Below are 23,077 nucleotides of genomic sequence, written 5' to 3'. Positions count from 1 at the left end.
GTCATGGAAGGTTTTGCACATACTCTCGACGTCCTGATGTTCGCGGTGGTCTGCGTGCTTCTGCTCGCCGGCTTCCCGGTGGCCTTTACGCTTTCCGGCACGGCGCTGATCTTCGCCGTGATCGGCTACTCGGCCGGCGTGTTCGACCTGTCGTTCCTGCAGGCGTTCCCGCAACGCATCTTCGGCACCATGACCAACGAGGTGCTGATCGCGGTGCCGTTGTTCGTGTTCATGGGCGTGATGCTCGAGCGCTCCAAGGTTGCTGAGGAACTGCTCGAGACGATGGGCCGGCTGTTCGGCCGGCTGCGCGGCGGTCTCGGCCTCTCGGTGTCGATCGTCGGCGCGCTGCTTGCCGCGTCCACCGGCATCGTCGGCGCGACCGTCGTCACCATGGGGCTTCTCTCGTTGCCGACCATGCTGAAGCGCGGCTACAGCCCGCGGCTCGCCTGCGGCTCGATCGCCGCCGCCGGTACGCTCGGCCAGATCATTCCGCCCTCCATCGTGCTCGTCATTCTCGGCGACCAGCTGTCGAACGCCTATCAGAAGGCGCAGCTCGACATGGGCATCTTCTCGCCCGAGACGGTGTCGGTCGGCGACCTCTTCGCAGGCGCGCTGATTCCGGGCCTGCTGCTCGTCGGCATGTACATGCTCTACCAGATCTTCGTCGCGATCTTCTGGCCCGATACCTCGCCGGCGATGCCGGAAGAGGAGGCCGGATCGGTGACGCTGAGCCAGGTGCTGCATGCGTTGCTGCCGCCGATCGTGCTGATCGTTGCGGTGCTCGGCTCGATCCTCGCCGGCATCGCGACGCCCACCGAGGCGGCGTCCGTCGGTGCGGTCGGCGCGACGCTTCTCGCCGGCTACCGGCTGGCCGAGAACCGGCCGCTGCCGATCTATATCGCGGCGGCGTCGCTGATCGGCGTTCTGGTGCTGACCGCCTATGTCGATCTGCGCGTCGCGCGCACCGAGATCGGCACCGGCGACATGATCGGCATCGTTCTGGCGGTGGTGCTGTGTGTCGGCCTTGCCTGGGGTCTGCTGGTCGCGCTGTGGCGGGTCTGGAACCAGGATGTGCTCGTCTCGGTGATGCGCTCGACGACGCAGATTTCCTCGATGGTGTTTGTCATTCTGATCGGTGCTGCGCTGTTCAGCCTGGTGTTCCGCGGTCTTGGCGGCGAGGAAATGGTGCATGAGGCGCTGACCGGCCTGCCGGGCGGTGCGCTCGGTGCGATGATCGCCGTGATGCTGTTGATGTTCTTCCTCGGCTTCTTCCTCGACTTCCTCGAAATCGTCTTCGTGGTGGTGCCGCTGGTGGCGCCGATCCTGCTGATGATGGAAATGCCGAACGGCATGCCGATGAGCCCGGTCTGGCTCGGCGTCATGATGGCAATCAACCTGCAGACGTCTTTCCTGACGCCGCCCTTCGGCTTCGCGCTGTTCTATCTGCGCGGTGTTGCGCCGCCGTCGGTGAAGACGACCGACATCTATATCGGCATCATTCCGTTCGTGCTGATCCAGCTCTTTGCGCTTGCCGTGCTCTGGTACCTGCCGGATCTGGCGACCTGGCTGCCGACCATCGTCTACGGACGTTAGGGCGGGCTGAAACGCATAACCGTCCGCGCCTGTCGGGTGCGGGCGGGGCTGCGCTCAGACTTCAGCGCAGCGCGTCATCGAGTGGCTTTTCGAGTTCCGAAATCGCTTCTGTGATGGAATCCAGCCGTTTCGAAAGGACCGCCTGGGCGTCCAGTAATGCCTGATTGTAGAACACCGGCCCGATCTCCTTCATGAAGAAATCGAGCAGGAAGGCGGCGTCGAAATGGCCGATCTCCTGGCCGAGTTCGGCGTCGAAATAGCCGATGATCTTTTCGGTGAGGGCATCTCTGGCCGTTTTAGGCAAGGTGATTTCAGACATGGCTGACTTCTCTCTCCCGCAGTTGACGGCGCTCTCTGGCGTTGCCAAGCTCTTGTTTTGCCCAAGATAACTGGACATGCTGTCATCGGGTGCCGCCACCCAACCACGACAGCCGGAGGAATCAATGGCGCCGCGCACGGTCACTCTCGACGACAAGTACGATCTCGACCAGTCCCGCGTCTTCCTGACCGGCACGCAGGCGCTGATCCGGCTGTGCCTCATGCAGCAGGCGCGCGACGCGGCGGCAGGCCTGTCGACGGCGGGCTATATCACCGGTTATCGCGGGTCGCCGCTCGGCTCGCTTGATCAGCAATTCTGGCGCGCGCGCAAACTGCTCGAACCGAACGACATCCTGTTCCGAACGGCGATCAACGAAGATCTCGCGGCGACCTCTCTTTGGGGAACGCAGCAGGCGGAGATGCGCGGCGAGGGTCGCTTCGACGGCGTTTTCGGCATCTGGTACGGCAAGGGTCCGGGCGCGGACCGCTCCGGCGATGCGTTCCGTCACGCCAATCTCGCCGGCACCTCGCCGAATGGCGGCGTGCTCGCGCTGATGGGCGACGACCACACCTGCGAATCCTCGACGACGGCGCATCAGTCGGAATTCGCCTTCGTCGACGCGATGATCCCGATCCTCAATCCGGCCGGCGTTCAGGAACTGCTCGACTACGGGCTGATCGGTTGGGCGCTGTCGCGCTTTGCCGGTACCTGGGCGGCGCTGAAATGCGTCAAGGATACGATCGAGTCGACGGTGGTGGTCGACGGTTCGATCGACCGGGTGTCGATCGTGCTGCCCGAGGGCGTGGCGATGCCGCCGGACGGGCTCAGCATTCGCCCCGGTATCTCGCCGGTCGCGCAGGAAGCCAAGCTGCACGACTTCAAGCTGCCGGCGGCGATGGCGTTTCTCAGGGCCAACCGGCTCGACCGCATCATACTTGGCGGCGGGCGGAAGCCGCGGCTCGGCATCGCGACCACCGGCAAGAGCTATCTCGACGTGCTCGAAGCACTCGATGCGCTCGGCATCGACGAGGTGATCGCGGCGGATCTCGGCCTCCGGCTCTACAAGATCGGCTGCACCTGGCCGCTCGACCCGCACGGCGCACGGGATTTCTCTGCCGGACTCGAGAAGATCATCGTCGTCGAGGAAAAGCGCTCGCTGATCGAGTGGCAGTTGAAGGAAGCGCTCTACGGTATGAGCGACGCGCCGGTCGTCGTCGGCAAAAAGGACGAGGAGGGCGGATGGCTGTTCCCGTCGAAGGGCGCGCTCGACGCCAATGATATCGCGGTGGCTATCGGCGAACGGCTGCTCGCTTACGCCGAGCGCGAGGACCTGGCAGGCCGTGTCGCGGCGCTGAAGGACGCGCAGCAGCGGCTGCGGCAGGCGAGCGACGTGGCGACCCGCATCCCGTATTTTTGTCCCGGCTGCCCGCACAATTCCTCGACCCATATTCCTGAGGGCAGTCGCGCCTATGCCGGCATCGGTTGCCACTACATGGTCCAGTGGATGGATCGCAAGACCGAGGGTTACACGCAGATGGGTGCGGAGGGCGCCAACTGGGTCGGCGAGGCGCCGTTCTCGACGCGCGGCCATGTGTTCCAGAACATCGGCGACGGCACCTACAACCATTCGGGCATGATGGCGATCCGCGCGGCCGCCGCGTCCGGCGTCAACATCACCTACAAGATCCTGTTCAACGACGCTGTCGCGATGACCGGCGGACAGCCCAATGATGGCACGCTGACGGTCGACCGGATTGCGGCGCAGGTCGCTGCCGAAGGCGCCAAGCGGGTGGTCATCGTCACCGACGAGCCGGACAAGTACCCGCCGGCGACCGCCTGGCCGTTCGGGACGACGATCCATCACCGCGACGAGCTGCTCGCCGTCGAGCGCGAACTTGCCGCCATCCCGGGCATGACGGTGCTGATCTTCGATCAGACTTGTGCGGCGGAGAAGCGGCGGCGGCGCAAACGGGGCCTGTTCCCCGATCCGGATGCCCGTGTCGTCATCAACGAGGCGGTGTGCGAGGCATGCGGCGATTGCGGTATCCAGTCCAATTGCATCGCTATCCAGCCGGTCGCGACAGAGTTCGGTCGCAAGCGGCAGATCGACCAGTCGGCCTGCAACAAGGATTTCTCCTGCGTGAAGGGCTTCTGCCCGAGCTTCGTGACGGTGCACGGCGCGAAGTTGCGCAAGGGCAGCGGCGTTGCGGCAAGTGCCGGCGACGGCGAGGACCGGTTCGCAGCGTTGCCCGATCCCGCGCTGCCGTCGCTCGACAGCACCTTCAACATGCTGGTGACCGGCATCGGCGGAACGGGTGTCGTCACCATCGGCGCGGTGCTCGGCATGGCCGCCCATATCGAGGGCAAGGGCTGCGGCATCATCGATATGGCGGGGCTGGCGCAGAAGGGCGGCGCGGTGACGAGCCATGTGCGGCTGGCGTCCGATCCGGATCACATCAAGTCGATCCGCGTGCCCGCAGGTACAGCGGATCTGGTGCTCGGCTGCGATATGGTCGTGGTTGGCTCGGCCAAGGTGCTGACGGCCATCGATCCCAAGCGCACCGAGGTGGTCGTCAATCTGCATGAATATCTGCCGGGAGATTTTGCCCGCAACGCCGACTACTCGCTGCCGACGAAGCAACTCGTCAAGGCGATCACCGACAAAGCCGGCGCGGGCAGGGCGCAGTTCCTCGAAGCGCAGGCGCTGGCGACGACGCTGCTCGGTGATGCGATCGCCACCAACATGTTCATGCTGGGCTATGCCTATCAGCTCGGTGCGGTGCCGATCGGTGCGGAGGCGATTCTCGAAGCAATCCGGATGAATGGCGTTGCCATCCCGATGAACCAGGCAGCGTTCCAGTGGGGCCGGATGGCGGCACATGACCGGGCTGCGGTCGAAGCGGCGGCCGGCGGGGCCGAGGGCGTTTCCGGCGAAGAGGCGCCGCCGAGCGTTGTCGAGCTCATCGAACATCGTCAGAAGGCGCTGACGGCCTATCAGAACGCCGCCTATGGCCAGCGCTACCGGGCGCTGATGGATCGCGTCATCACGGCCGAAACGGTGGTTGCCGGTGCGCCGGGCGCGCTCAGTGAGACGGTTGCGCGCAATCTCTACAAGCTGATGGCGATCAAGGATGAATACGAGGTCGCCCGGCTCTTCAGCGACGGCAGTTTCCGCCGCCAGCTCGACGCGCAATTCGAGGGCTGGGACAGGTTGTCGATCCATCTCGCGCCGCCGCTTCTTGCCGGCAACGATCCCGAGACCGGGCATCTGAAGAAGGCGCGCTATGGCGGCTGGATGCTGCGGTTGATGCCCTTTGTCGCCTCGCTGCGTGGCATGCGCGGCGGCTGGCTCGATCCTTTCGGTCACAGCGCGGAGCGGCGTATGGAGCGCCGGCTTCTTGCCGACTACGAGGCGGATATCGAAACGATGTTGTCCGGGCTCGATGCTGCGACGCTCGTGCGGGCTGCCGACCTTGCCGGCTGGCCCGACAAGGTACGCGGTTTCGGCCATGTGAAGGAAGCGTCGGTCGAGACGGCAGAGGCCGAGCGCAAGCGCTTGCTTGAAGCCCTGCGCCAGCCGGCGACGATGGCGGAAGCGGCCGAATAGTCCGCTCGGCGCCTTGCTTCGGGGTATTTATTTCGCAAATGCGAGATGGGTTTTCGCAAGTGCAAAATGCCCAAATCTGCGGTTGAGAGCGTGGTTGCAAGACCTCGTCGCGCAGCGGGCGAGCAGAAACTGCTCGCGTGGCGGAATTTCTCTTCGATTCTGTTGCAAAGTGTCCCTGCGAGCCGTTTCAGGAGCTCTCTAGAAACATTCAAATTTTTGAAATCATGAGGAAAATAGCCGATTTCACGGGTTGAGCCCGGGATTTCGACTTTGGTTTGCGCGGGACGGGCTTGATTTGCCGCACGGTGTTCGATTTAGTGAGTTCCAGACAAAAACGATAATCGAACCGGGGGGATAAATTCCCGGTCGTTGGAGAGGGAACGCGATGACGGGAACGCTGACGGCAGCGTCCGCGGACGGGGACACTTTCCCAAAGCTCTTGTTGCGGAATGCGGCGGTCCGGGGGGGCAAGCCGGCAATTCGTGAAAAAGACCTAGGTATCTGGCAGACCTGGACGTGGTCCGAGGTCGCCGACGAAGTTTGCCGTTTCGCCATCGGGCTGAAAGAGCTCGGTTTCGGTGCCGGCGACAAGGTCGCGATCATCGGCAGCAACCGGCCGCGGCTCTATTGGGGCATGCTGGCCGCGCAGAGCCTCGGCGGTGTTCCTGTGCCGGTCTATGCGGATTCGGTTGCCGAGGAGATGGCCTATGTGCTGAGCCACGCCGAGGTGGTTTTCGCCGTCGTCGAGGACCAGGAGCAGGTCGATAAGGTGCTTGGAGTGTCGGAGCAGGTGCCGATGCTCAAGCAGGTGATCTATGACGATCAGCGCGGGCTTCGCGACTACGACCACACCCATCTGCACAGCTTCGAAGAGGTCCAGAAACAGGGCGCGGCGATCATGGCCGCCAATGCTGGCGCGAAGAAGGCCTGGGAAGAGGGCATCGCCGCGGGCAAGGGCTCCGACATCTCCGTCATGCTCTACACCTCGGGCACCACCGGGCGCTCGAAGGGCGTGATGCTGTCGGGCGAACGCTGCGTGGCGGCTGCGACCGACACGGTCAAGTTCGACAAGCTGACCGAAAATGACGAGGCGCTCGCCTATCTGCCGCTCGCCTGGGTCGGCGACCACTACCTGAACTATGCCCAGGGCATCGTCGCCGGCTTCTGCACGGCCTGTCCGGAGAGCCCGGAAACGGCGGCGCAGAATTTGCGCGAGATCGGTCCGACCTTCTATTTCGCTCCGCCGCGCGTCTTCGAGGCGAACCTGACGACGGTGATGATCCGCATGGAAGATGCGGGCAAGTTCAAGCAGAAGATGTTCAATTACTTCCTCGGCGTGGCCAAGCAGTACGGCGAGAAGATTCTCAACAAGCAGCCGGTGCCGCTTGGCGGCCGCCTGCTTTATGCGCTTGGCGGCCTGCTGGTCTACGGGCCGCTGAAGAACGTGCTCGGCTTCTCGCGCATTCGCGTGGCCTACACCGCCGGCGAGGCGATCGGCCCGGACCTGTTCTCGTTCTACCGTTCGCTCGGCATGAACCTGAAACAGCTGTACGGCCAGACCGAAGCGTTCCTCTATGTGACCTGCCAGGAAGACGGTCATGTGCGCTCCGACACGGTCGGTCCGCCGGCGCCGAATGTGGACATCAAGATCACCGATGACGGCGAGGTGGTGTTCCGCAGCCCGGGCCGGTTCGTCGCCTACTACAAGAACGAAGAGGCGACGCGGGACACCATGACCGAGGACGGTTGGGTGCACACCGGCGACGCCGGCTTCTTCGATACCGACGGCCAGCTCAAGATCATCGATCGCGCCAAGGATGTCGGCAAGCTCGCCGACGGTACGATGTTCGCGCCGAAATATATCGAGAACAAGTTGAAGTTCTTCCCGAACGTCAAGGAAGTGGTGGCGTTCGGCGATGAACGCGACTTCTGCACCGCCTTCATCAATATCGATCTCAACGCGGTCGGCAACTGGGCGGAGCGCAACAACATCGCCTATGCGAGCTATCAGGAACTGGCGCAACATCCCGATGTTTACGGGATGATCGAGGAACACGTCGACAAGGTGAACCAAGACCTTGCGGGCGAGCCCCGGGTGGCGAACTCGCAGATCAAGCGGTTCCTCGTGCTGCACAAGGAACTCGATGCGGATGACGGCGAACTGACCCGGACGCAGAAGGTGCGGCGTAACTTCATCGCTGAACGCTATGCGACGCTGATCGAAGCGCTCTATGACGGGTCGAGCGAGAAATTTGTCGAGACGGAAGTGACCTTCGAGGATGGCCGCACGGGCAAGGTATCGGCGACGGTGCAGATCCGTGACATGACCATGCACCCGGTCCGGTCCGAGACCGTTCAGGAGGCCGCGGAATGAGCGTGTCGACCAATTCTGCGGAAACCGCCCCGAAGAAGAGCGGTGAAGTGTTGCTGCGCGTCGAGGACGTGTCGCTGTCGTTCGGCGGCGTCAAGGCGATCACGGCGATCTCGTTCGACATCCAGGAAGGCGAGATCCGCGCGATTATCGGCCCGAACGGTGCCGGCAAGACGTCGATGCTGAATGTGATCAACGGTTTCTATCACCCGCAGGAGGGTGAGGTGTGGTTCCGCGGAGAAAAGCGCAAACCGATGAAGCCGCACGAGATCGCCTATCAGGGCATCGCGCGCACCTTCCAGAACATCGCGCTCTTCAAGGGCATGACGACGCTCGACAACATCATGACCGGGCGCCTGACCATGATGAAGAAGAACATGTTCTGGCAGGCGTTGTGGACCGGCCCGGCGGTGCGTGAGGAGATCGAGCACCGTGAAGTGGTCGAGCGGATCATCGACTTCCTCGAGATCCAGCACATCCGCAAAACGCCGGTCGGGCGCTTGCCTTACGGTCTGCAGAAGCGGGTCGAGCTTGGCCGCGCGCTTGCCGCAGAACCGAAGCTTCTCCTCCTCGACGAGCCGATGGCCGGCATGAACGTCGAGGAAAAGGAAGACATGAGCCGCTTCATCCTCGATGTGAACCAGCAGTTCGGCACGACGATCGCGCTGATCGAGCACGACATGGGCGTGGTCATGGACCTTTCCGACCGCGTCGTGGTGCTCGACTACGGCAAGAAGATCGGTGACGGCACGCCGGACGAGGTGCGCACCAATCAAGACGTCATCGACGCCTATCTCGGCGTCAGCCACGACTGAGGAAAACCTGATGCTTCTGATCGATCCGTTTTTCTGGGAAGTCGTGATCTCCGGCCTTTTGGCCGGCGTGATGTACTCGCTGGTGGCCCTTGGCTTCGTGCTCATCTTCAAGGCGTCGGGCATCTTCAACTTCGCCCAGGGCGTTTTGGCGCTGTTCGCGGCACTCACCCTGGTCGGCTTCCAGACCGGCCAGGTGCCGTTCGCGCACCTCATCAACACCATGTTCGGCTCGCAGATCCACAATTGGGGGCCCGGTTTCCCGACGATCGTCGCGATCGCGCTGACGCTGGTGGTGATGATCGGTCTTGCCTGGCTCATCGTGCGGGTGGTGCTGAAGAACCTGGTCAATCAGGAAGGCATCATCCTGTTCATGGCGACCATCGGTCTTGCCTTCGTGCTCGAAGGTCTGGGCGATCTGATGTGGGGTGCCGACGTCAAGATGCTCGATGTTGGGCTGCCGTCCGGCCCCTCCGACACGATCATCGATGCGACCGGCATGTTCGTCGAAAAGCTCGAGATCGCAGCCGCGATCGTCGCCATCATCCTTGTCGTTTCGCTGACCATCTTCTCGCAATACACCAAGATGGGTCGGGCGCTGCGCGCGGTCGCCGACGACCATCAGGCGGCGCTGTCGGTCGGCATCTCGCTCGAGACCATCTGGTGGATCGTGTGGTCGGTGGCGGGCATCGTCGCGCTTGTGGCGGGCATCATGTGGGGCGCGAAATCGGGCGTGCAGTTCTCGCTGTCGCTGATCGCGCTGAAAGCCCTGCCGGTGCTGATGCTCGGCGGTTTCACCTCGATCCCCGGCGCCATCGTCGGCGGACTGATAATCGGGGTTGGTGAGAAGATCTTCGAGTTGTGGGTCGGTCCGATGATCGGCGGCGCCACCGAAAACTGGTTCGCCTACATGCTGGCGCTTCTGTTCCTGCTGTTCCGGCCGCAAGGGCTGTTCGGCGAAAAGATCATCGAAAGGGTCTGACGCAGCATGACTCACAAGAGCCGGCTCGGGTGCCTCGTGATCGACTGCAAGACCGACGACCTCGGTGATGCACTGACGTTCTGGTCAGGCGTTTTCGGCCTGCCGGGCAAGGTCGATGGCGATGGCAAGTATGCGGTTCTGGAAGAACCGAAGGGGGACGCCCGGGTGTTGATTCAATCCGTCGAGCACGAGCCGCGTGTTCATCTCGACTTCGAGACCGACGACAAGGCTGCGGAGCGCGACAGGTTGCTCGCACTTGGCGCACGGGAAATTGGGGCAGTGAAGCAATGGATCGTGATGGAAGCGCCGACGGGACACCGTTTCTGCGTCGTCGATCCACAGCGCAGCGACTTTGCCAAAAACGCTAGAGAGTGGGATAGCGTCTGATGTTTTATCGCGAAGCAGGCGAGTTCAAGACGACATACCGGGAGGATCAGGCGACCTTCCCGATCCGCTTCGACTTCTGGGCCTTCTGGATCATCGTGGCGATCGCCTTTCTGGTGGTGCCGTTCTTCATCAATCCGTACTGGGAAAAAGCGGTCTTCATTCCGTTCCTGGTGTTCGCGCTGGCCGCGCTCGGGCTCAATATCCTGACCGGCTATTGTGGCCAGGTGTCGCTCGGAACCGGCGGGTTCATGGCTGTGGGGGCCTATGCCTGCTACAAGCTGATGACGGCGTTCCCGGACCTAAACTTCTTCCTCATCGTCGTCCTGTCGGGCGGCGTCACAGCCTTCGTCGGCATCCTGTTCGGTCTGCCGAGTCTCAGGATCAAGGGGTTCTACCTGGCGGTGGCGACACTTGCCGCGCAGTTCTTCCTGGTCTGGCTCTTCAACAAGGTGCCGTGGTTCTATAACTACTCGGCCACCGGCCAGATCACGGCGACGGAGCGCACCATTTTCGGCTTCGCGGTGACGGGGCCGAATGCCAGCCCGGTCGTGACCTATCTGTTCTGCCTGACGATCGTGTTCATCTTCGGCTGGGTCGCGCGCAACCTGACGCGCGGGCGTATCGGCCGCTCTTGGATGGCGATCCGCGACATGGACATCGCGGCCGAGATCATCGGCGTCAACCCGCTGATGACGAAGCTGTCGGCCTTCGCCGTTTCGTCGTTCTATATCGGCATGGCGGGCGCGCTGTTCTTCTCGGTCTGGCACGGCGCGGCCGAAGTGACGGAAGCGTTCGGCATCAACCAGAGCTTCCTCGTGCTGTTCATGGTCATCATCGGCGGTCTCGGCTCGATCTTCGGCTCGCTCGTCGGGGCGGCGTTCATGGTGCTGCTGCCGGTGCTGTTCAAGAACATCTTCGTCGACGCATTCGGCTGGCCGACGGACCTGTCGGAATATCTCCAGCTGATGTCGGTCGGCGCACTGATCATTCTGTTCCTGATCGTCGAGCCGCACGGCATTGCCGCCCTGTGGCGCACGGCGAAGGAAAAACTGAGAATGTGGCCGTTCCCGCACTGAGTGCGGAACACAACACAGAGATCGCCCGGCGCTGCCGGGCGGAGGCGAGCCGGTTTCCGACAAACAAGCAAAAGCGATAACGCGAAGCGGAACCGGCCTTACAGAAGATGGGAGCGAACGCGAGGCGAAAAGCCCGCGTCCTTCAGGAAACGAGCAACCCTTAGGGAGGATTCATCTATGAAAATCACTCGGATCGCACTGGCCGCAGCGCTTGCGCTCGGCGTCGCGACGCCGGCGATGTCTGCGGAACTGGTGTTCCCGTCGCTGAGCTACCGGACCGGTCCTTACGCACCGAACGGTATCCCGTTCGCCGATGGCTACGCCGACTACTTCACGCTCATCAACGAGCGTGACGGCGGCGTCGAAGGCGTGCGCATTTCCAACCCGGAATGCGAAACCGGCTACAATACGACCAAGGGCGTGGAATGCTACGAGTCGACCAAGGGCATGGGCAGCCTCGTCTACCAACCGCTGTCGACCGGCATCACCTACCAGCTGATCCCGAAAGCGACCGCCGACGGCATTCCGATCCACTCGATGGGTTACGGCCGCACGTCGGCTGCCAACGGCAAGGTGTTCAACAACATCTTCAACTATCCCGGCACCTACTGGGATGCGGCCTCGATCATCGTCAAGTACATCAGCAGTGAAGAAGGCGGCGATCTCAAGGGCAAGAAGATCGCGCTCGTCTACCACAACTCGGCCTACGGCAAGGAGCCGATCCGCACCCTCGAGAAGCTGGCTGAAAAGCACGGCTACGAGCTGACGCTGCTGCCGGTCGACCATCCGGGTCAGGAGCAGAAGGCGACCTGGCTGCAGATCCGCCGCGACCGTCCCGACTATGTCGTGATGTGGGGCTGGGGCGTGATGAACCAGGTGGCGATCAAGGAAGCCGCTTCGATCCGCTTCCCGATGGATCATTTCATCGGCGTGTGGTGGTCGGCCTCTGAAAACGACGTCATCCCGGCCGGCGACGGTGCCGATGGCTACAAGGCGATCACCTTCCACGGTGTCGGTTCCGACTTCCCGATCTACGCCGACCTGAAGAAGTACGTCTTCGACGCCGGCAAGGCGGCGGGCGACGGCTCGAACGGCGGCACGGTGCTCTACAACCGTGGCATGGTCGCGGCGATGTGGGCGGTCGAAGCCGCGCGCACGGCGATGAAGATCCACAACACCAAGGAAATCACCTCGCAGATGATGCGTGACGGCATGGAAGCGCTGAATGTCGACGAGGCCCGCCTCGCCGAACTCGGACTGCCGGGCTTCACGGTTCCGGTCAAGGTTTCCTGCGCCAACCACGGTGGCCCGGGCCTCGGTGCGATCCAGCAGTGGGATGCCAAAGCGAAGAAGTGGTCGATCATCACCGACTACATCGAAGCCGATCGTGAGATCGTCGATCCGCTGATCGCCGAAGACTCCGCGGCGTTCGCCAAGGAAAACAACATCACGCCGCGCAGCTGCGAATAATCGGCGTATTGAAAAACGCGCGTCCGGCATCGTGCCGGGCGCGCTCTTTGCCCGCGATTGCAAGGTGATATCGATGAGTGAAGCGCTAGCGCAGCAGACGGACACCGCGACGGCCGGGGGAATCCTCACGGTCAACAATATCGAGGTGATCTATAACCACGTCATTCTGGTGCTGAAAGGCGTGTCGCTGACGGTTCCCGTCGGCGGTATCGTGGCGCTGCTCGGGGCCAATGGCGCCGGCAAGACAACGACACTGAAGGCGATCTCCAACCTGCTGCATGCCGAGCGCGGCGAGGTCACCAAGGGCAACATCATTTTTGATGGCGAGCAGGTCGAGGCGTTGTCGCCGAACGACCTGGTGCGCCGCGGCTGCATCCAGGTGATGGAAGGCCGCCACTGCTTCGGCCACCTCTCGGTCGAGGAAAACCTTTTGACCGGCGCCTATACGCGGCGCGACGGGGGCGCTGCGGTCAAGCGCGACCTCGAAATGGTCTATGACTACTTCCCGCGTCTGCGCGAACGTCGCAAGAGCCAGGCGGGCTATACGTCGGGCGGCGAACAGCAGATGACGGCGATCGGCCGGGCGCTGATGTCGCGGCCGAAGATGATCCTGCTCGACGAACCGTCGATGGGTCTGGCGCCGCAGCTGGTCGAGGAAATCTTCGAGATCGTCAAGCAGCTCAACAGCAAGGAAGGCGTGTCGTTCCTGCTGGCCGAGCAGAACACGAACATCGCTCTGCGCTACGCGACCTACGGCTACATTCTGGAGTCCGGGCGTGTCGTGCTCGATGGCGAGGCCAAGGCACTGCGCGAGAACGAGGACGTCAAGGAGTTCTATCTCGGCGTCGGCGGCGAAGGCCGCAAGTCATTCCGCAACGTCAAGCACTACAAGCGCCGCAAGCGCTGGCTGGCCTGATCTTTTTCGCTATTGCTCCCGACTTTTCGCCCTTTTCGGGATGCATTTCATTTCGATTCGCGTAGTTTTGTCGGTGCGCACACAATCTGTTGCCGGGTAAGGGAAAAGGGATATGTCCGAGTTTTTCGATAAGAACGAAACCCGTGACACGGCGGAACGCGAAGCCGATCTTTTCTCCAAGCTGCCGAACTTCCTTGCCGATGCGGTGGCCAAGGCGCCGGGCTGGAAAGCCTTTCTCGATGGCAACGATCCGGCCGCGGTGACCGACCGTGCCGCACTCGCGAAACTGCCGGTTCTGCGCAAGCCGCAATTGATGGAAGCGCAGAAGGCCTCGCCGCCGTTTGGCGGGTTCGTTGCCGCCGCTCCGGGTGCTTATGGCCGGGTGTTCATGTCGCCGGGTCCGATCTGGGAGCCGCAGGGCGCGGGACCGGATCCGTGGAACGGCGCGCGTGCGCTCTACGCCGCCGGCTTCCGCGCTGGCGACGTCGTTCACAACGCGTTCGCCTATCACCTGACGCCGGGCGGCTTCATCCTCGATGTCGGCGCCCAGTCGCTCGGTTGCGCCGTTTTTCCGGCCGGTGTCGGCAATACGGAAGCGCAGCTCGAGGCGATTTCCGTTCTCAAGCCCTCCGGCTATACCGGCACGCCCGACTATCTCAAGGTCCTGCTCGACAAGGCCGACGAAGCCGGCACGGATGCGTCGTCGATCGTGCGCGGCCTGGTGTCGGGTGGCGCGCTGTTCCCCTCGCTTCGGGCGGAATATGAGGATCGCGGTGTCGCCGTCCAGCAATGCTATGCGACAGCTGATATCGGCGTCATTGCCTATGAGTCGGCAGCGCGCGAGGGGCTTATCGTCAACGAGGATATCATTGTCGAGATCGTCCGGCCGGGCACCAGCGAACCGGTCGCCGAGGGCGAGGTCGGCGAGGTGGTGGTGACCGTGTTCAACCCGGTCTATCCGCTGATCCGCTTCGGCACCGGCGATCTGTCGGCGGTGCTTCCAGGCGCCAGCCCGTGCGGGCGGACCAACATGCGCATCAAGGGTTGGATGGGCCGGGCGGATCAGCGGACCAAGGTGAAGGGCATGTTCGTCGATCCGGTTCATATCGACCAGATCGTCAAGCGACATGACGAGATCGTGCGCGCCCGGTTGGTGGTTACGCGCAAGGACGAACAGGACCAGATGACGCTGCAGGTCGAATGCGTTTCCGACGACGCGGCGCTTGGCGAGGCGATTGCGGCCACGCTGCGTGACGTCACCAAGCTTAAAGGTCTGGTAACGATGGTAGAACCCGGCAACCTACCGAATGACGGCAAGGTTGTCTCCGATGAGCGTGACTACTAATAGTTTATTTCACTGATATTTGGGTTGTCTGCGCGAAATAGAGCAGGCGTGACTGGCGTTTTCCCCGGCTTTTCTCCCTGAAAAGCCGGGGATATTTTTTTGTCGTGACAGCAACTACACTTTTCGGACAATTGCGACGGAACAACAGACAACAAGGAAATCCGTCATGGAACTCTCGACGTATGCGGGCGTCGATATGCACCGCGACGATGCCGATATCGTCGTTCTTCTCGTGTCGAGTGACCCGTCATTGGTTGCGACGGTCAGCAGCATGCTGAACCGGGCCGAATACGTGATTTCAGTGATTGGCGTCGCCTGCGAAGCCGATGCCATGGCGATGATGCGGCAGTGTCAGCGCACGGGCGGTCGGCGCATGCCCGACCTCGTCCTCCTGTCGGTGGAGTATCCCGGACAGACCAAGCAGCGTTTCTTTACAGCCATGCAGGATGAAGCGTTGCTCGGGCAGATCCCGGTCTGTGCATTGGCGACGTCGCTGGCCGACCAGGAAAGGCGGGCGCTCTACGAAGCCGGCGCCAATGCGATCGTTGAACGGGTCGATACGCTCGACGGGCTCAGCGAAGCCTTGAACACGATCGTGAGCTTCTGGTTCCGGCTCGCGAAGCGCGCCTATATCGCGTAGAAATCGTCTTCGTCTTCAAGCGCACTGAGATCGATGGCCGGTGCCTTGGCGGGCTTCGCCGCCGGTGGGTGGGCTGGCCTCGGTGTTGCTGTGGAGGTCGGGTCGGCCGCACGGTTGCGCCGTGCCAGAACGGCTCCGCGTGAGACGTTTTCGCCTGCCGACCGCGTCGGAATATGGCGATCCTTCAGCACCTTCAGAACGCGCTGTCCGAGCACGGAGACCGAGAGCGGCTTGGTGACCACCGCGTCGGCGCCGGCCTCGGCGATGCGCAACACCGTTTCATAGTCGGTGAAGGCCGAAACGACGACAATCGGCATGGCGCGCATTTTCGGTTCGTTCGAACGCCGCGCCATTTCAAGAAACTCTTCCCCGTTGAAGCCGGGCATGCGCCAGTCGAGCAGGATGATGTCGCAATCACGCGCGCTCAGAACCTCGATGGCGTCGAGTCCGTCGGTCGCTTCCATGACTTCGTGCACGCCGAGCTGGCGCAGCATGCTGCGCATGAGCTTGCGGACGAACTGGTTGTCGTCGACGACGAGGACGTGCAGGCGATGAAACAAATTTTTTTCTGAAGCGATGCTCATGGGAGGATAATCCTGAAAAACTAATCCATTCGTGCCAGACACTTGTCAAAAGTTACTTAACGGAAAAAGCGAGTATCGGATGATTTCGAAAACGTCTGGTTTGTGCCCTTCCCGTCGATAAAGCGCGCGGCGGGAAGGCCGATTCCCGCAAGTCCGGGAAAGGCCGCAGAAAACTGCGAAAAACTCAGAAACATTGCGTCGGCCGGGATGGGCTCCCGGCCGGCGCGATGGTTTCATCTGCGACCGTCGGTCGCGTTCTCACTTGATCGTGATGCGGCCTTCGACGGCATAGGAGAGGGTTCCCTGCTTTCGAATGAAAGCCATGACATCGTTGGCCATCAGCTTGGCGTCGCGGGGACCGAGCAATTCCTTCTTCTTCTTGAACATGGTGTAGCCGTCGCCGCCGCGCGCCATGAAGTCGTTGGTGGCGAGTTTATACTTGCCGGCGGGATCGAGCGGGACATCGCCGAGTGTCGCCGAAACGACCCTTGACCCGGCGGGCCGTGTTGCGTCGGCAATGACCGTCATGCCGGCGATCTGCGGGAAGCGGCCGGCGGTGCCTTCCTCAAGCTTCGAGAAGCCGTTTTCGAGTGCGGCCAGCACCGTCTTGCCGTCGACCTCGAGCAGCATCGTCGTGTTGCCGAAGGGCAGTTCGGTCAGCACGTCGCGGCGGGTGAGCACCGTGCCCGCACCGTAGACCCGGTTGGCGCGAATGCCGCCGCCATTGGTGATGGCGATGTCGGCGCCGGTCGCCTCCTTCATGGCGTCGGCGATGAGATTGCCGATCGCGGTTTCCTGCGCACGCACACTCGCGCGGCGGCTGTCCAGCTCGGTCGTCGTGGTACCGATCTCGACGTCGAGTTCCTTTGCGAGAATGTCGGCGAGTTCGGCGACACGGGCGCCGGCAGCAGGCTGACGCTCGACGTCGGCGGTGTCGATGATGCGGAAATTCGGCCACCATTTGACCCGGCGGCGGCCGTCACGTTCGCTGACCGCAAAGGTGATGTCGACGGCGGTGACGAATTAGGCGTCTTCCTTCGATTCCACGATCGCGGTGCGGCCGTCATAACCGAGGTAAAGGTCGTGATCATCGCCCGTGAGGATGAGGTCGAAGGCGCCGGAGTCGGCCAGCACGCGGTCCTTGGCGCGATCGGTGTGGGTGACGAGGACGATGAATTCGGCGCCGTCATCGCGCAGCTTGCGGGCCTCTGTGAAGGCGGTGTCGATGGAGCGCGCGAACTTCAGGTCGCCGGGGCTCGACTTCACCGGCGAGTCGTCGGCGGCAAGACCGATGACGCCGATCTTGACGCCGCCGGCCTCATAGGTGGCGTGGTCGGCGAAACCGTCGAGCAGGGACCCGTCGGCGGCGCGCAGATTGGCGGCGAGCTTCGGAAACTTCGCCTCCGCCATGCGCTGCAGAAAGACCTCCTTGCCGAAATCGAACTCGTGATTTCCGGGCACGAAAATGTCCGGCGGGGCGAAGTTCAGCAGTTCGATGGTGTGCGCGCCCTGGTCGAAGCCCGACAGCAGCGATGGCGATAGCGTGTCGCCGGCATGGGCATAGATCACCGTGCCGCCCTTTGCGCGCTCGGCATCGACGACGGCGGCGAGCCGGGCAAATCCGCCGCGTCCGTTGTCGCCGTCGAATCGGTAGATGTCGTTGACCAGAAGGAATGTGACGTCTGCCGCGACCGCGCCGGTGAGCGATACCAGCGAAAGACAGAGGGCGAGAACGGCAGAACCGAGTGTGGCAATCCAAGTCCGCATGGCGGAGCCTCCCTGATGCTTCTGGCACGCATTAGAGACGCGGAATCGGGGTGATGCAACTTGCAGATTTCCGGGGAGCCTGGCTCCTCACGGTGCCTAGCCGAAAAGTTTTTGCGAGTAGTTCTTAAAAAGCTTCCAAAGAAGGTTACTTCTATGTAGTATGCCCAATAAGGCCGGTGGGGCTGTTCCCCAAATGCCGGTGCAAGGGACGACGGAAGCATGACCGAATTGGCAGTGACAGCGGGACGGGTCCTGGTCGACAGCGCGGACTGGCGGAGCAATCCCTATGCCTGGCGCCTGTGGGTGCTGGCCGCCGTCCTCGGGCTTCTTCTCGTTCCCGGCGAGATCGGCGCGCTGACCGTGTCCGCACTCGCCGATGCCTATCTGCAGGTCACGGTCTTCGTCGCTGCCACGCTTGGTCTGGTTTATCTGCTCGAGGGCGTGCTGCGCTTCGATATGGGGCGGATGCTGGAGCGGACGTCGCGCTGGCAGCCGTTCATCGCCTCGCTGCTCGGTGCCATGCCGGGCTGTGGCGGGGCCATCATCGTCGTCACGCAATATACCCGCGGCTATGCCTCCTTCGGCAGTGTAGTCGCGGTGCTTACCGCGACCATGGGTGACGCGGCATTCCTGCTGATTGCACGCGAACCGCAGACCGCGCTCGGCGTCATCGCGGTGAGTATCGTCGTTGGCACCGCTGCCGGAATGGTGGTCGACCGGGTGCACGGGCGGGATTTCCTGCGCCGCGCGGTCGACAACCGGCCGCAGGTGGTGCGCCGCGAGCGTCCGGAAGCGGCGGGTCTGGCGTTTGTCGCTTCCGCCGTCCGCACGAGCTGGATGGTGCTTGTCGTTCCGGGCTTGCTGCTCGGCATCCTCGCCGCGTTGCAGATCGACGCGGACGCCCTGTTGGCGCCATTGGCAGGAGAGGGTATCGCGACCAAACTGGGCGCCGCAGGTGCGCTTGTCGCGCTGACCATGTGGGCGTTTGCCGGCCACGAGAACAGCCACGTCATTTCCGATCCACGTGAGAGTGCGCGCGGCACGGTGTGGCAGCGGATCATGGCCGACACCAATTTCGTCACCGGCTGGGTGGTGATGGCTTTCCTTGCCTTCGAGTTGACGGTGCACGTCTTCGGGCTCGATCTCGGCACGCTGTTCAAGGGCTGGGCGTTCATGATGCCGGCGGTTGCCATGCTGATCGGGTTCATCCCCGGCTGCGGCCCGCAGATCGTCGTCACGACACTCTATCTGGCCGGCGCCGTGCCGCTGTCGGCGCAACTTGCCAACGCGATCTCGAACGACGGCGATGCGCTGTTCCCGGCGATTGCGCTGGCCCCGCAGGCGGCGATGCTGGCGACCGTCTACACGGCGGTCCCCGCCCTCATCGTCGGTTATGGCGCGATGCTGCTGTTCGGCCTGTAAGCTTCCTGTTCAGCAATGTGACCGTCGCGCGGTTGGAAGCCGCGCGGCGATCGCCTATGTGTGAGCATGGGCGCGATCGATCGCGTCCATCTGTTCGAATGGCGACGTTCGGTCGCCGAATGATGAGAGTTGGAGAACACGATGACGTCGAACCCTGCATCGGAAACGCGGCGCGAGGACATGCGGGCAGTGCGCCTGCCGCAGCCGCATCCGGCGGTGACGAGCGGCAAGGTCGGCGTTCTCCTCGTCAATCTCGGCACGCCGGACGGTACCGACTACTGGTCGATGCGGCGCTATCTGAAAGAGTTCCTGTCCGACCGGCGGGTGATCGAGACGCCGCGGCTGATCTGGTGGTTCGTGCTCAATGTCATCATCCTGACGTTCCGGCCGAAGAAATCGGGCGAAGCGTACGAGCAGATCTGGAACAAGGACCTCAACGAGTCGCCGCTGCGCACCATCACGCGCTCGCAAGGCGAGAAGCTCGCCGCCGACTTCAAGGGTGACGATCGCGTCGTGGTGGACTGGGCGATGCGCTACGGCAATCCGTCGATTGCCGAGCGGATTGCCGGGCTGAAGGACGCCGGTTGCGACCGTTTGCTGGTGGTGCCGCTTTATCCGCAATACGCGGCGGCGACGACGGCAACGGTCAACGACGCCGTGTTCGACGTGTTGAAGACGATGCGCTGGCAACCGACGCTGCGTATCGCCGCGCCCTATCACGACGAGCCGGTCTATATCGATGCGCTCGCCGCCTCGATCCGCGAACATCTCGCCGGGCTCGATTTCGAGCCGGAGCTGATCCTCACCTCCTATCACGGCATTCCGAAAAGCTATTTCGACAAGGGCGATCCGTATCATTGCCACTGCCAGAAGACGACGCGGCTCCTGGCCGAGGCGCTTGGGCCGGACGCGCCGCCGCTGAAGCTGACCTTCCAGTCGCGCTTCGGGCCGGCCGAATGGCTGCAGCCCTATACCGACGAGACGGTCAAGGAACTGGCGCGTAGCGGGACCAAACGGCTTGCCGCGGTGATGCCCGGCTTCTCGGCGGACTGCCTGGAGACTCTCGAAGAGATCGGCGGCGAGAATGCCGAATATTTCCACGAGGAGGGGGGCGAGCACTTTTCCGCCATCCCCTGCCTCAACGACAGCGAACACGGCATGGCGGTGATCCGCGATATCGTCCGTCGCGAGCTGGCCGGCTGGATCTGACCCCATCGCGGGGTAATTCGCGGCTGAAAACCGTTTGGCGGCTCCGTGCTGGCGGAAACGGGTTACACTGCGGTCACAGGGATTCGCGCGGGGGCGCACAAACCGATTGCCAAGGGACTGCCCGGTTCCACAGGGCGGGCGATCCCAAAGAGGGAGATGCGGTCATGGATTTCAATTTGGTCGGGACGGACGTCGTCGTCATCGTCCTGGTGGTGCTGTTCATCATCGCCATCATTTCCGGCGTCAAGACGGTGCCGCAGGGCTACAACTATACGGTTGAGCGTTTCGGCCGATATACGAAGTCGCTCCGGCCGGGCCTGAACCTCATCGTGCCCTTCTTCGACACGGTCGGCGCGAAGATGAACATGATGGAGCAGGTGCTCGACGTACCGAGCCAGGAAGTCATCACCCGCGACAACGCGACGGTGACGGCGAACGGCGTCACTTTCTATCAGGTGCTCGACGCGGCCCGTGCCGCCTATGAAGTGTCGGGGCTCGAATACGCCATCCTCAACCTTACGATGACCAATATCCGTTCGGTGATGGGGTCGATGGACCTCGACGAATTGCTGTCGAACCGTGACGAAATCAATGCCCGCGTGCTCAATGTGGTCGATGCCGCGGTCGAGCCGTGGGGCATCAAGATCACGCGTATCGAGATCAAGGACATCGACCCGCCGCGCGATCTGGTCGACTCGATGGCCCGCCAGATGAAGGCGGAACGCGAGAAGCGCGCCTCGATCCTGGAAGCCGAGGGCCGCCGGCAGGCGGAGATCCTCAAGGCCGAAGGCCAGAAGCAGGCGCAGATCCTGGAAGCCGAAGGTCGGCGCGAGGCGGCTTTCCGTGACGCCGAAGCGCGCGAGCGTGAAGCCGAGGCGGAAGCGAACGCAACGCGCGCGGTGAGCACAGCCATCGCCGAGGGCGACGTGCAGGCGATCAACTACTTCGTTGCCAACAAGTATGTCGAAGCGCTGACGGAGGTCGCCCGCTCGCCGAACCAGAAGGTGCTGATGCTGCCGATGGAGGCGACGTCCATTCTCGGTTCGTTGACCGGCATTGCCGAGATCGCCAAGGAAGCGTTCGGTGAGGACCGCACGTCATCGCGTCGCCGGTCGTCGTCGGGTATTCCCACGACCCGCCGCGACGATCCGAACGCTTAAGGAGGCCCGACGATGGGGCTCATTTCCTCGCTCATAGACTTCCTCGGCCCGTGGAGCTGGTGGGTGCTCGGTCTGGTGCTGCTGGCGCTCGAGATCTTCGCTCCCGGTACGGTGTTCATGTGGTTCGGCGTGTCTGCCATCGTCGTCGGCACGCTGGCGCTGTTCGTCGGCTTCGGCTGGCAGACGGAGGCGATCATCTTCGTCGTGCTGGCGCTGGTCGCGATCATCGCCAGCAAGATGCTTCTGCGCGGGCGGGCCGGACAGGACGAGGGCGATCTGCACCTCAATCAGCGCGGGATGCGGCTGGTCGGGCGTGCCTACGTGCTCGCAGAGCCGCTTGCCGACGGCAGCGGACGGCTGAAGATCGACGATACGATGTGGCGGATAAGCGGTCCCGACATGCCGGCCGGCACGCGGGTGCGTATCGCGGCTGCCGATGGCGCCTTGTTGATCGTCGAGGCGGCGGAGTAAGGCGGGGCCGGGCTCCGGCTCGCGGGCTTGCCGGCGCTGCTCTTGCCGACGGTTGCTTTACGGCTTGTATTCCGTCGGCAGCGGCGGCGCTTCCTTGATCAGCAGGATACTGATGCGCCGGTTGGCGGCGAGGAACGGGTCGTTCGGAAACAGCGGCTCGGTGTCCGATTTGCCGACGACCTCGGAGAAGCGATCGTTGCCGATGCCGAATTCCTGCAGGATGCGGCGGGTGGTGTTGGCGCGGTCCGCCGACAGTTCCCAACCGGAGTAGTTCGGGTCGACATAGGCGTGGCCGGTGGTCGTGTGGCCGGTCACGCGGATGCGGTTCGGCATCTTGCGCAGCACCGGCGCCATCTTGGCCAGCAGGAGGCGGGTGGTCTCGTAAGGGTATTTCGACCCTTCGGAGAACATCGCGCGGCCGTCCTGATCGACCAGCATGATGTTGAGGCCTTCGTCGCTCTCCTCGATGATGATGTTCTTCGAAATCTCGGCGATGTCGGGCATTTCCTGCCAGGCCTGACGTAACGAGGCTGCCGCGGTCGCGAACTGGCGCGACTTTTCGATATCGGTCAGTTCGGTGTCGAAGGTGTTGGCCTCGGGCCCCTGCTTGGTGCGGTCATCCTGGCGGATGTTGTCGAAGTCGGCGTTCTTGCGCTGGTCGATCGGCGAGACCTTCTTGACGAACTTGCGGACCGGGATGCCCTCGACCTCGATCATGCCGCGATGGCGGGATTCGACCTTGATGCCGAAGGCATCGCGCATGGAACCGGCGACGACCTGAAGCTTCTGCTGGTCCTGGATCGAGAACGAGATGATCAGCACGAAGAAGCACACGAGCAGCGACATCAGGTCGGCGAACGTCACCAGCCATTCCGGGGCGCCTCCGCCACCTGCGCATTTCTGCTTGCGTGCCATTGGGTCTGTGTCCTTGCTTCAACCGACCGGC

Annotated in this window: 18 protein-coding genes and 1 pseudogene; 15 read left to right on the top strand and 4 right to left on the bottom strand. The window is 62.9% G+C overall.

The window, feature by feature from the left end; genetic code table 11:
- Nucleotides 1-3 precede the first annotated feature (3 nt).
- Entirely contained in the window at nucleotides 4-1,593 is a 1,590-nt protein-coding gene (locus C0606_17990) for a tripartite transporter (GenBank protein ID PLX35973.1), read from the top strand.
- A 61-nt stretch (nucleotides 1,594-1,654) separates the two neighbouring features.
- On the opposite strand, the gene C0606_17985 is transcribed toward C0606_17990, so the two are convergent.
- On the bottom strand, nucleotides 1,655-1,912 hold the full coding sequence (locus tag C0606_17985; protein ID PLX35972.1) for a DUF2164 domain-containing protein: 258 nt from the start codon (nucleotides 1,910-1,912) through the stop codon (nucleotides 1,655-1,657).
- Nucleotides 1,913-1,988: 76 nt separating this feature from the next.
- On the opposite strand from C0606_17985, the gene C0606_17980 reads away from it, so the two are divergent.
- From C0606_17980 to C0606_17935, 10 genes are all read left to right on the top strand, one after another.
- The gene (locus C0606_17980; GenBank protein PLX35971.1) at nucleotides 1,989-5,519 is read left to right on the top strand and encodes an indolepyruvate ferredoxin oxidoreductase; all 3,531 of its coding nucleotides are present in this window, start codon (nucleotides 1,989-1,991) and stop codon (nucleotides 5,517-5,519) included.
- A 385-nt stretch (nucleotides 5,520-5,904) separates the two neighbouring features.
- Nucleotides 5,905-7,893 carry a long-chain fatty acid--CoA ligase gene (locus C0606_17975; GenBank protein PLX35970.1) on the top strand — a complete coding sequence of 663 codons (1,989 nt, stop codon included), beginning with the start codon at nucleotides 5,905-5,907 and terminating at the stop codon, nucleotides 7,891-7,893.
- A complete protein-coding gene (locus C0606_17970) occupies nucleotides 7,890-8,705 on the top strand; it encodes an ABC transporter ATP-binding protein (protein PLX35969.1) in 816 nt (271 codons plus the stop codon). Before C0606_17975 ends, C0606_17970 begins: the two co-directional genes overlap by 4 nt.
- Nucleotides 8,706-8,715: 10 nt before the next feature.
- Entirely contained in the window at nucleotides 8,716-9,684 is a 969-nt protein-coding gene (locus C0606_17965; GenBank protein ID PLX35968.1) for a branched-chain amino acid ABC transporter permease, read from the top strand.
- Nucleotides 9,685-9,690: 6 nt separating this feature from the next.
- Nucleotides 9,691-10,071 carry a glyoxalase gene (locus C0606_17960; GenBank protein ID PLX35967.1) on the top strand — a complete coding sequence of 127 codons (381 nt, stop codon included), beginning with the start codon at nucleotides 9,691-9,693 and terminating at the stop codon, nucleotides 10,069-10,071.
- Nucleotides 10,071-11,147: a branched-chain amino acid ABC transporter permease gene (locus tag C0606_17955; GenBank protein ID PLX35966.1), complete on the top strand. Its 1,077-nt coding sequence runs from the start codon at nucleotides 10,071-10,073 to the stop codon at nucleotides 11,145-11,147. Before C0606_17960 ends, C0606_17955 begins: the two co-directional genes overlap by 1 nt.
- Before the next feature lie 177 nt (nucleotides 11,148-11,324).
- Entirely contained in the window at nucleotides 11,325-12,617 is a 1,293-nt protein-coding gene (locus tag C0606_17950) for an ABC transporter permease (protein PLX35965.1), read from the top strand.
- Nucleotides 12,618-12,690: 73 nt separating this feature from the next.
- Complete coding sequence (locus C0606_17945) at nucleotides 12,691-13,533, top strand: ABC transporter ATP-binding protein (GenBank protein PLX36024.1); 843 nt, start codon at nucleotides 12,691-12,693, stop codon at nucleotides 13,531-13,533.
- Nucleotides 13,534-13,645: 112 nt separating this feature from the next.
- Nucleotides 13,646-14,878, top strand: coding sequence for an AMP-dependent synthetase (locus tag C0606_17940; protein ID PLX35964.1), 1,233 nt, complete (start codon nucleotides 13,646-13,648; stop codon nucleotides 14,876-14,878).
- Nucleotides 14,879-15,044: 166 nt separating this feature from the next.
- Nucleotides 15,045-15,518: a hypothetical protein gene (locus C0606_17935; GenBank protein ID PLX35963.1), complete on the top strand. Its 474-nt coding sequence runs from the start codon at nucleotides 15,045-15,047 to the stop codon at nucleotides 15,516-15,518.
- Here the strand turns inward: C0606_17935 and C0606_17930 are convergent.
- Nucleotides 15,506-16,102 carry a hypothetical protein gene (locus tag C0606_17930; GenBank protein ID PLX35962.1) on the bottom strand — a complete coding sequence of 199 codons (597 nt, stop codon included), beginning with the start codon at nucleotides 16,100-16,102 and terminating at the stop codon, nucleotides 15,506-15,508. The two genes, C0606_17935 and C0606_17930, sit on opposite strands and share 13 nt — an antisense overlap.
- Before the next feature lie 258 nt (nucleotides 16,103-16,360).
- Nucleotides 16,361-17,869 (bottom strand): annotated as a pseudogene (locus C0606_17925) (bifunctional metallophosphatase/5'-nucleotidase).
- 219 nt (nucleotides 17,870-18,088) lie between these two features.
- Here C0606_17925 and C0606_17920 point away from each other — a divergent pair.
- The 4 genes from C0606_17920 (at nucleotide 18,089) to C0606_17905 (ending at nucleotide 22,131) form a co-directional block, all read left to right on the top strand.
- A complete protein-coding gene (locus tag C0606_17920; GenBank protein PLX35961.1) occupies nucleotides 18,089-19,291 on the top strand; it encodes a hypothetical protein in 1,203 nt (400 codons plus the stop codon).
- A 141-nt stretch (nucleotides 19,292-19,432) separates the two neighbouring features.
- Entirely contained in the window at nucleotides 19,433-20,500 is a 1,068-nt protein-coding gene (locus tag C0606_17915; protein ID PLX35960.1) for a ferrochelatase, read from the top strand.
- Nucleotides 20,501-20,664: 164 nt separating this feature from the next.
- Entirely contained in the window at nucleotides 20,665-21,660 is a 996-nt protein-coding gene (locus C0606_17910; GenBank protein PLX35959.1) for a hypothetical protein, read from the top strand.
- A 12-nt stretch (nucleotides 21,661-21,672) separates the two neighbouring features.
- On the top strand, nucleotides 21,673-22,131 hold the full coding sequence (locus tag C0606_17905) for a hypothetical protein (protein ID PLX35958.1): 459 nt from the start codon (nucleotides 21,673-21,675) through the stop codon (nucleotides 22,129-22,131).
- Between the two features lie 57 nt (nucleotides 22,132-22,188).
- On the opposite strand, the gene C0606_17900 is transcribed toward C0606_17905, so the two are convergent.
- On the bottom strand, nucleotides 22,189-23,046 hold the full coding sequence (locus C0606_17900) for a hypothetical protein (protein ID PLX35957.1): 858 nt from the start codon (nucleotides 23,044-23,046) through the stop codon (nucleotides 22,189-22,191).
- Between the last annotated feature and the right edge of the window lie 31 nt (nucleotides 23,047-23,077).

Source organism: Hyphomicrobiales bacterium (assembly GCA_002869065.1).
GTDB lineage: Bacteria > Pseudomonadota > Alphaproteobacteria > Rhizobiales > Rhodobiaceae > Rhodobium.
Note: the sequence above shows the minus strand (reverse complement) of the source record. Positions and strands in the feature narration are given on the sequence as shown.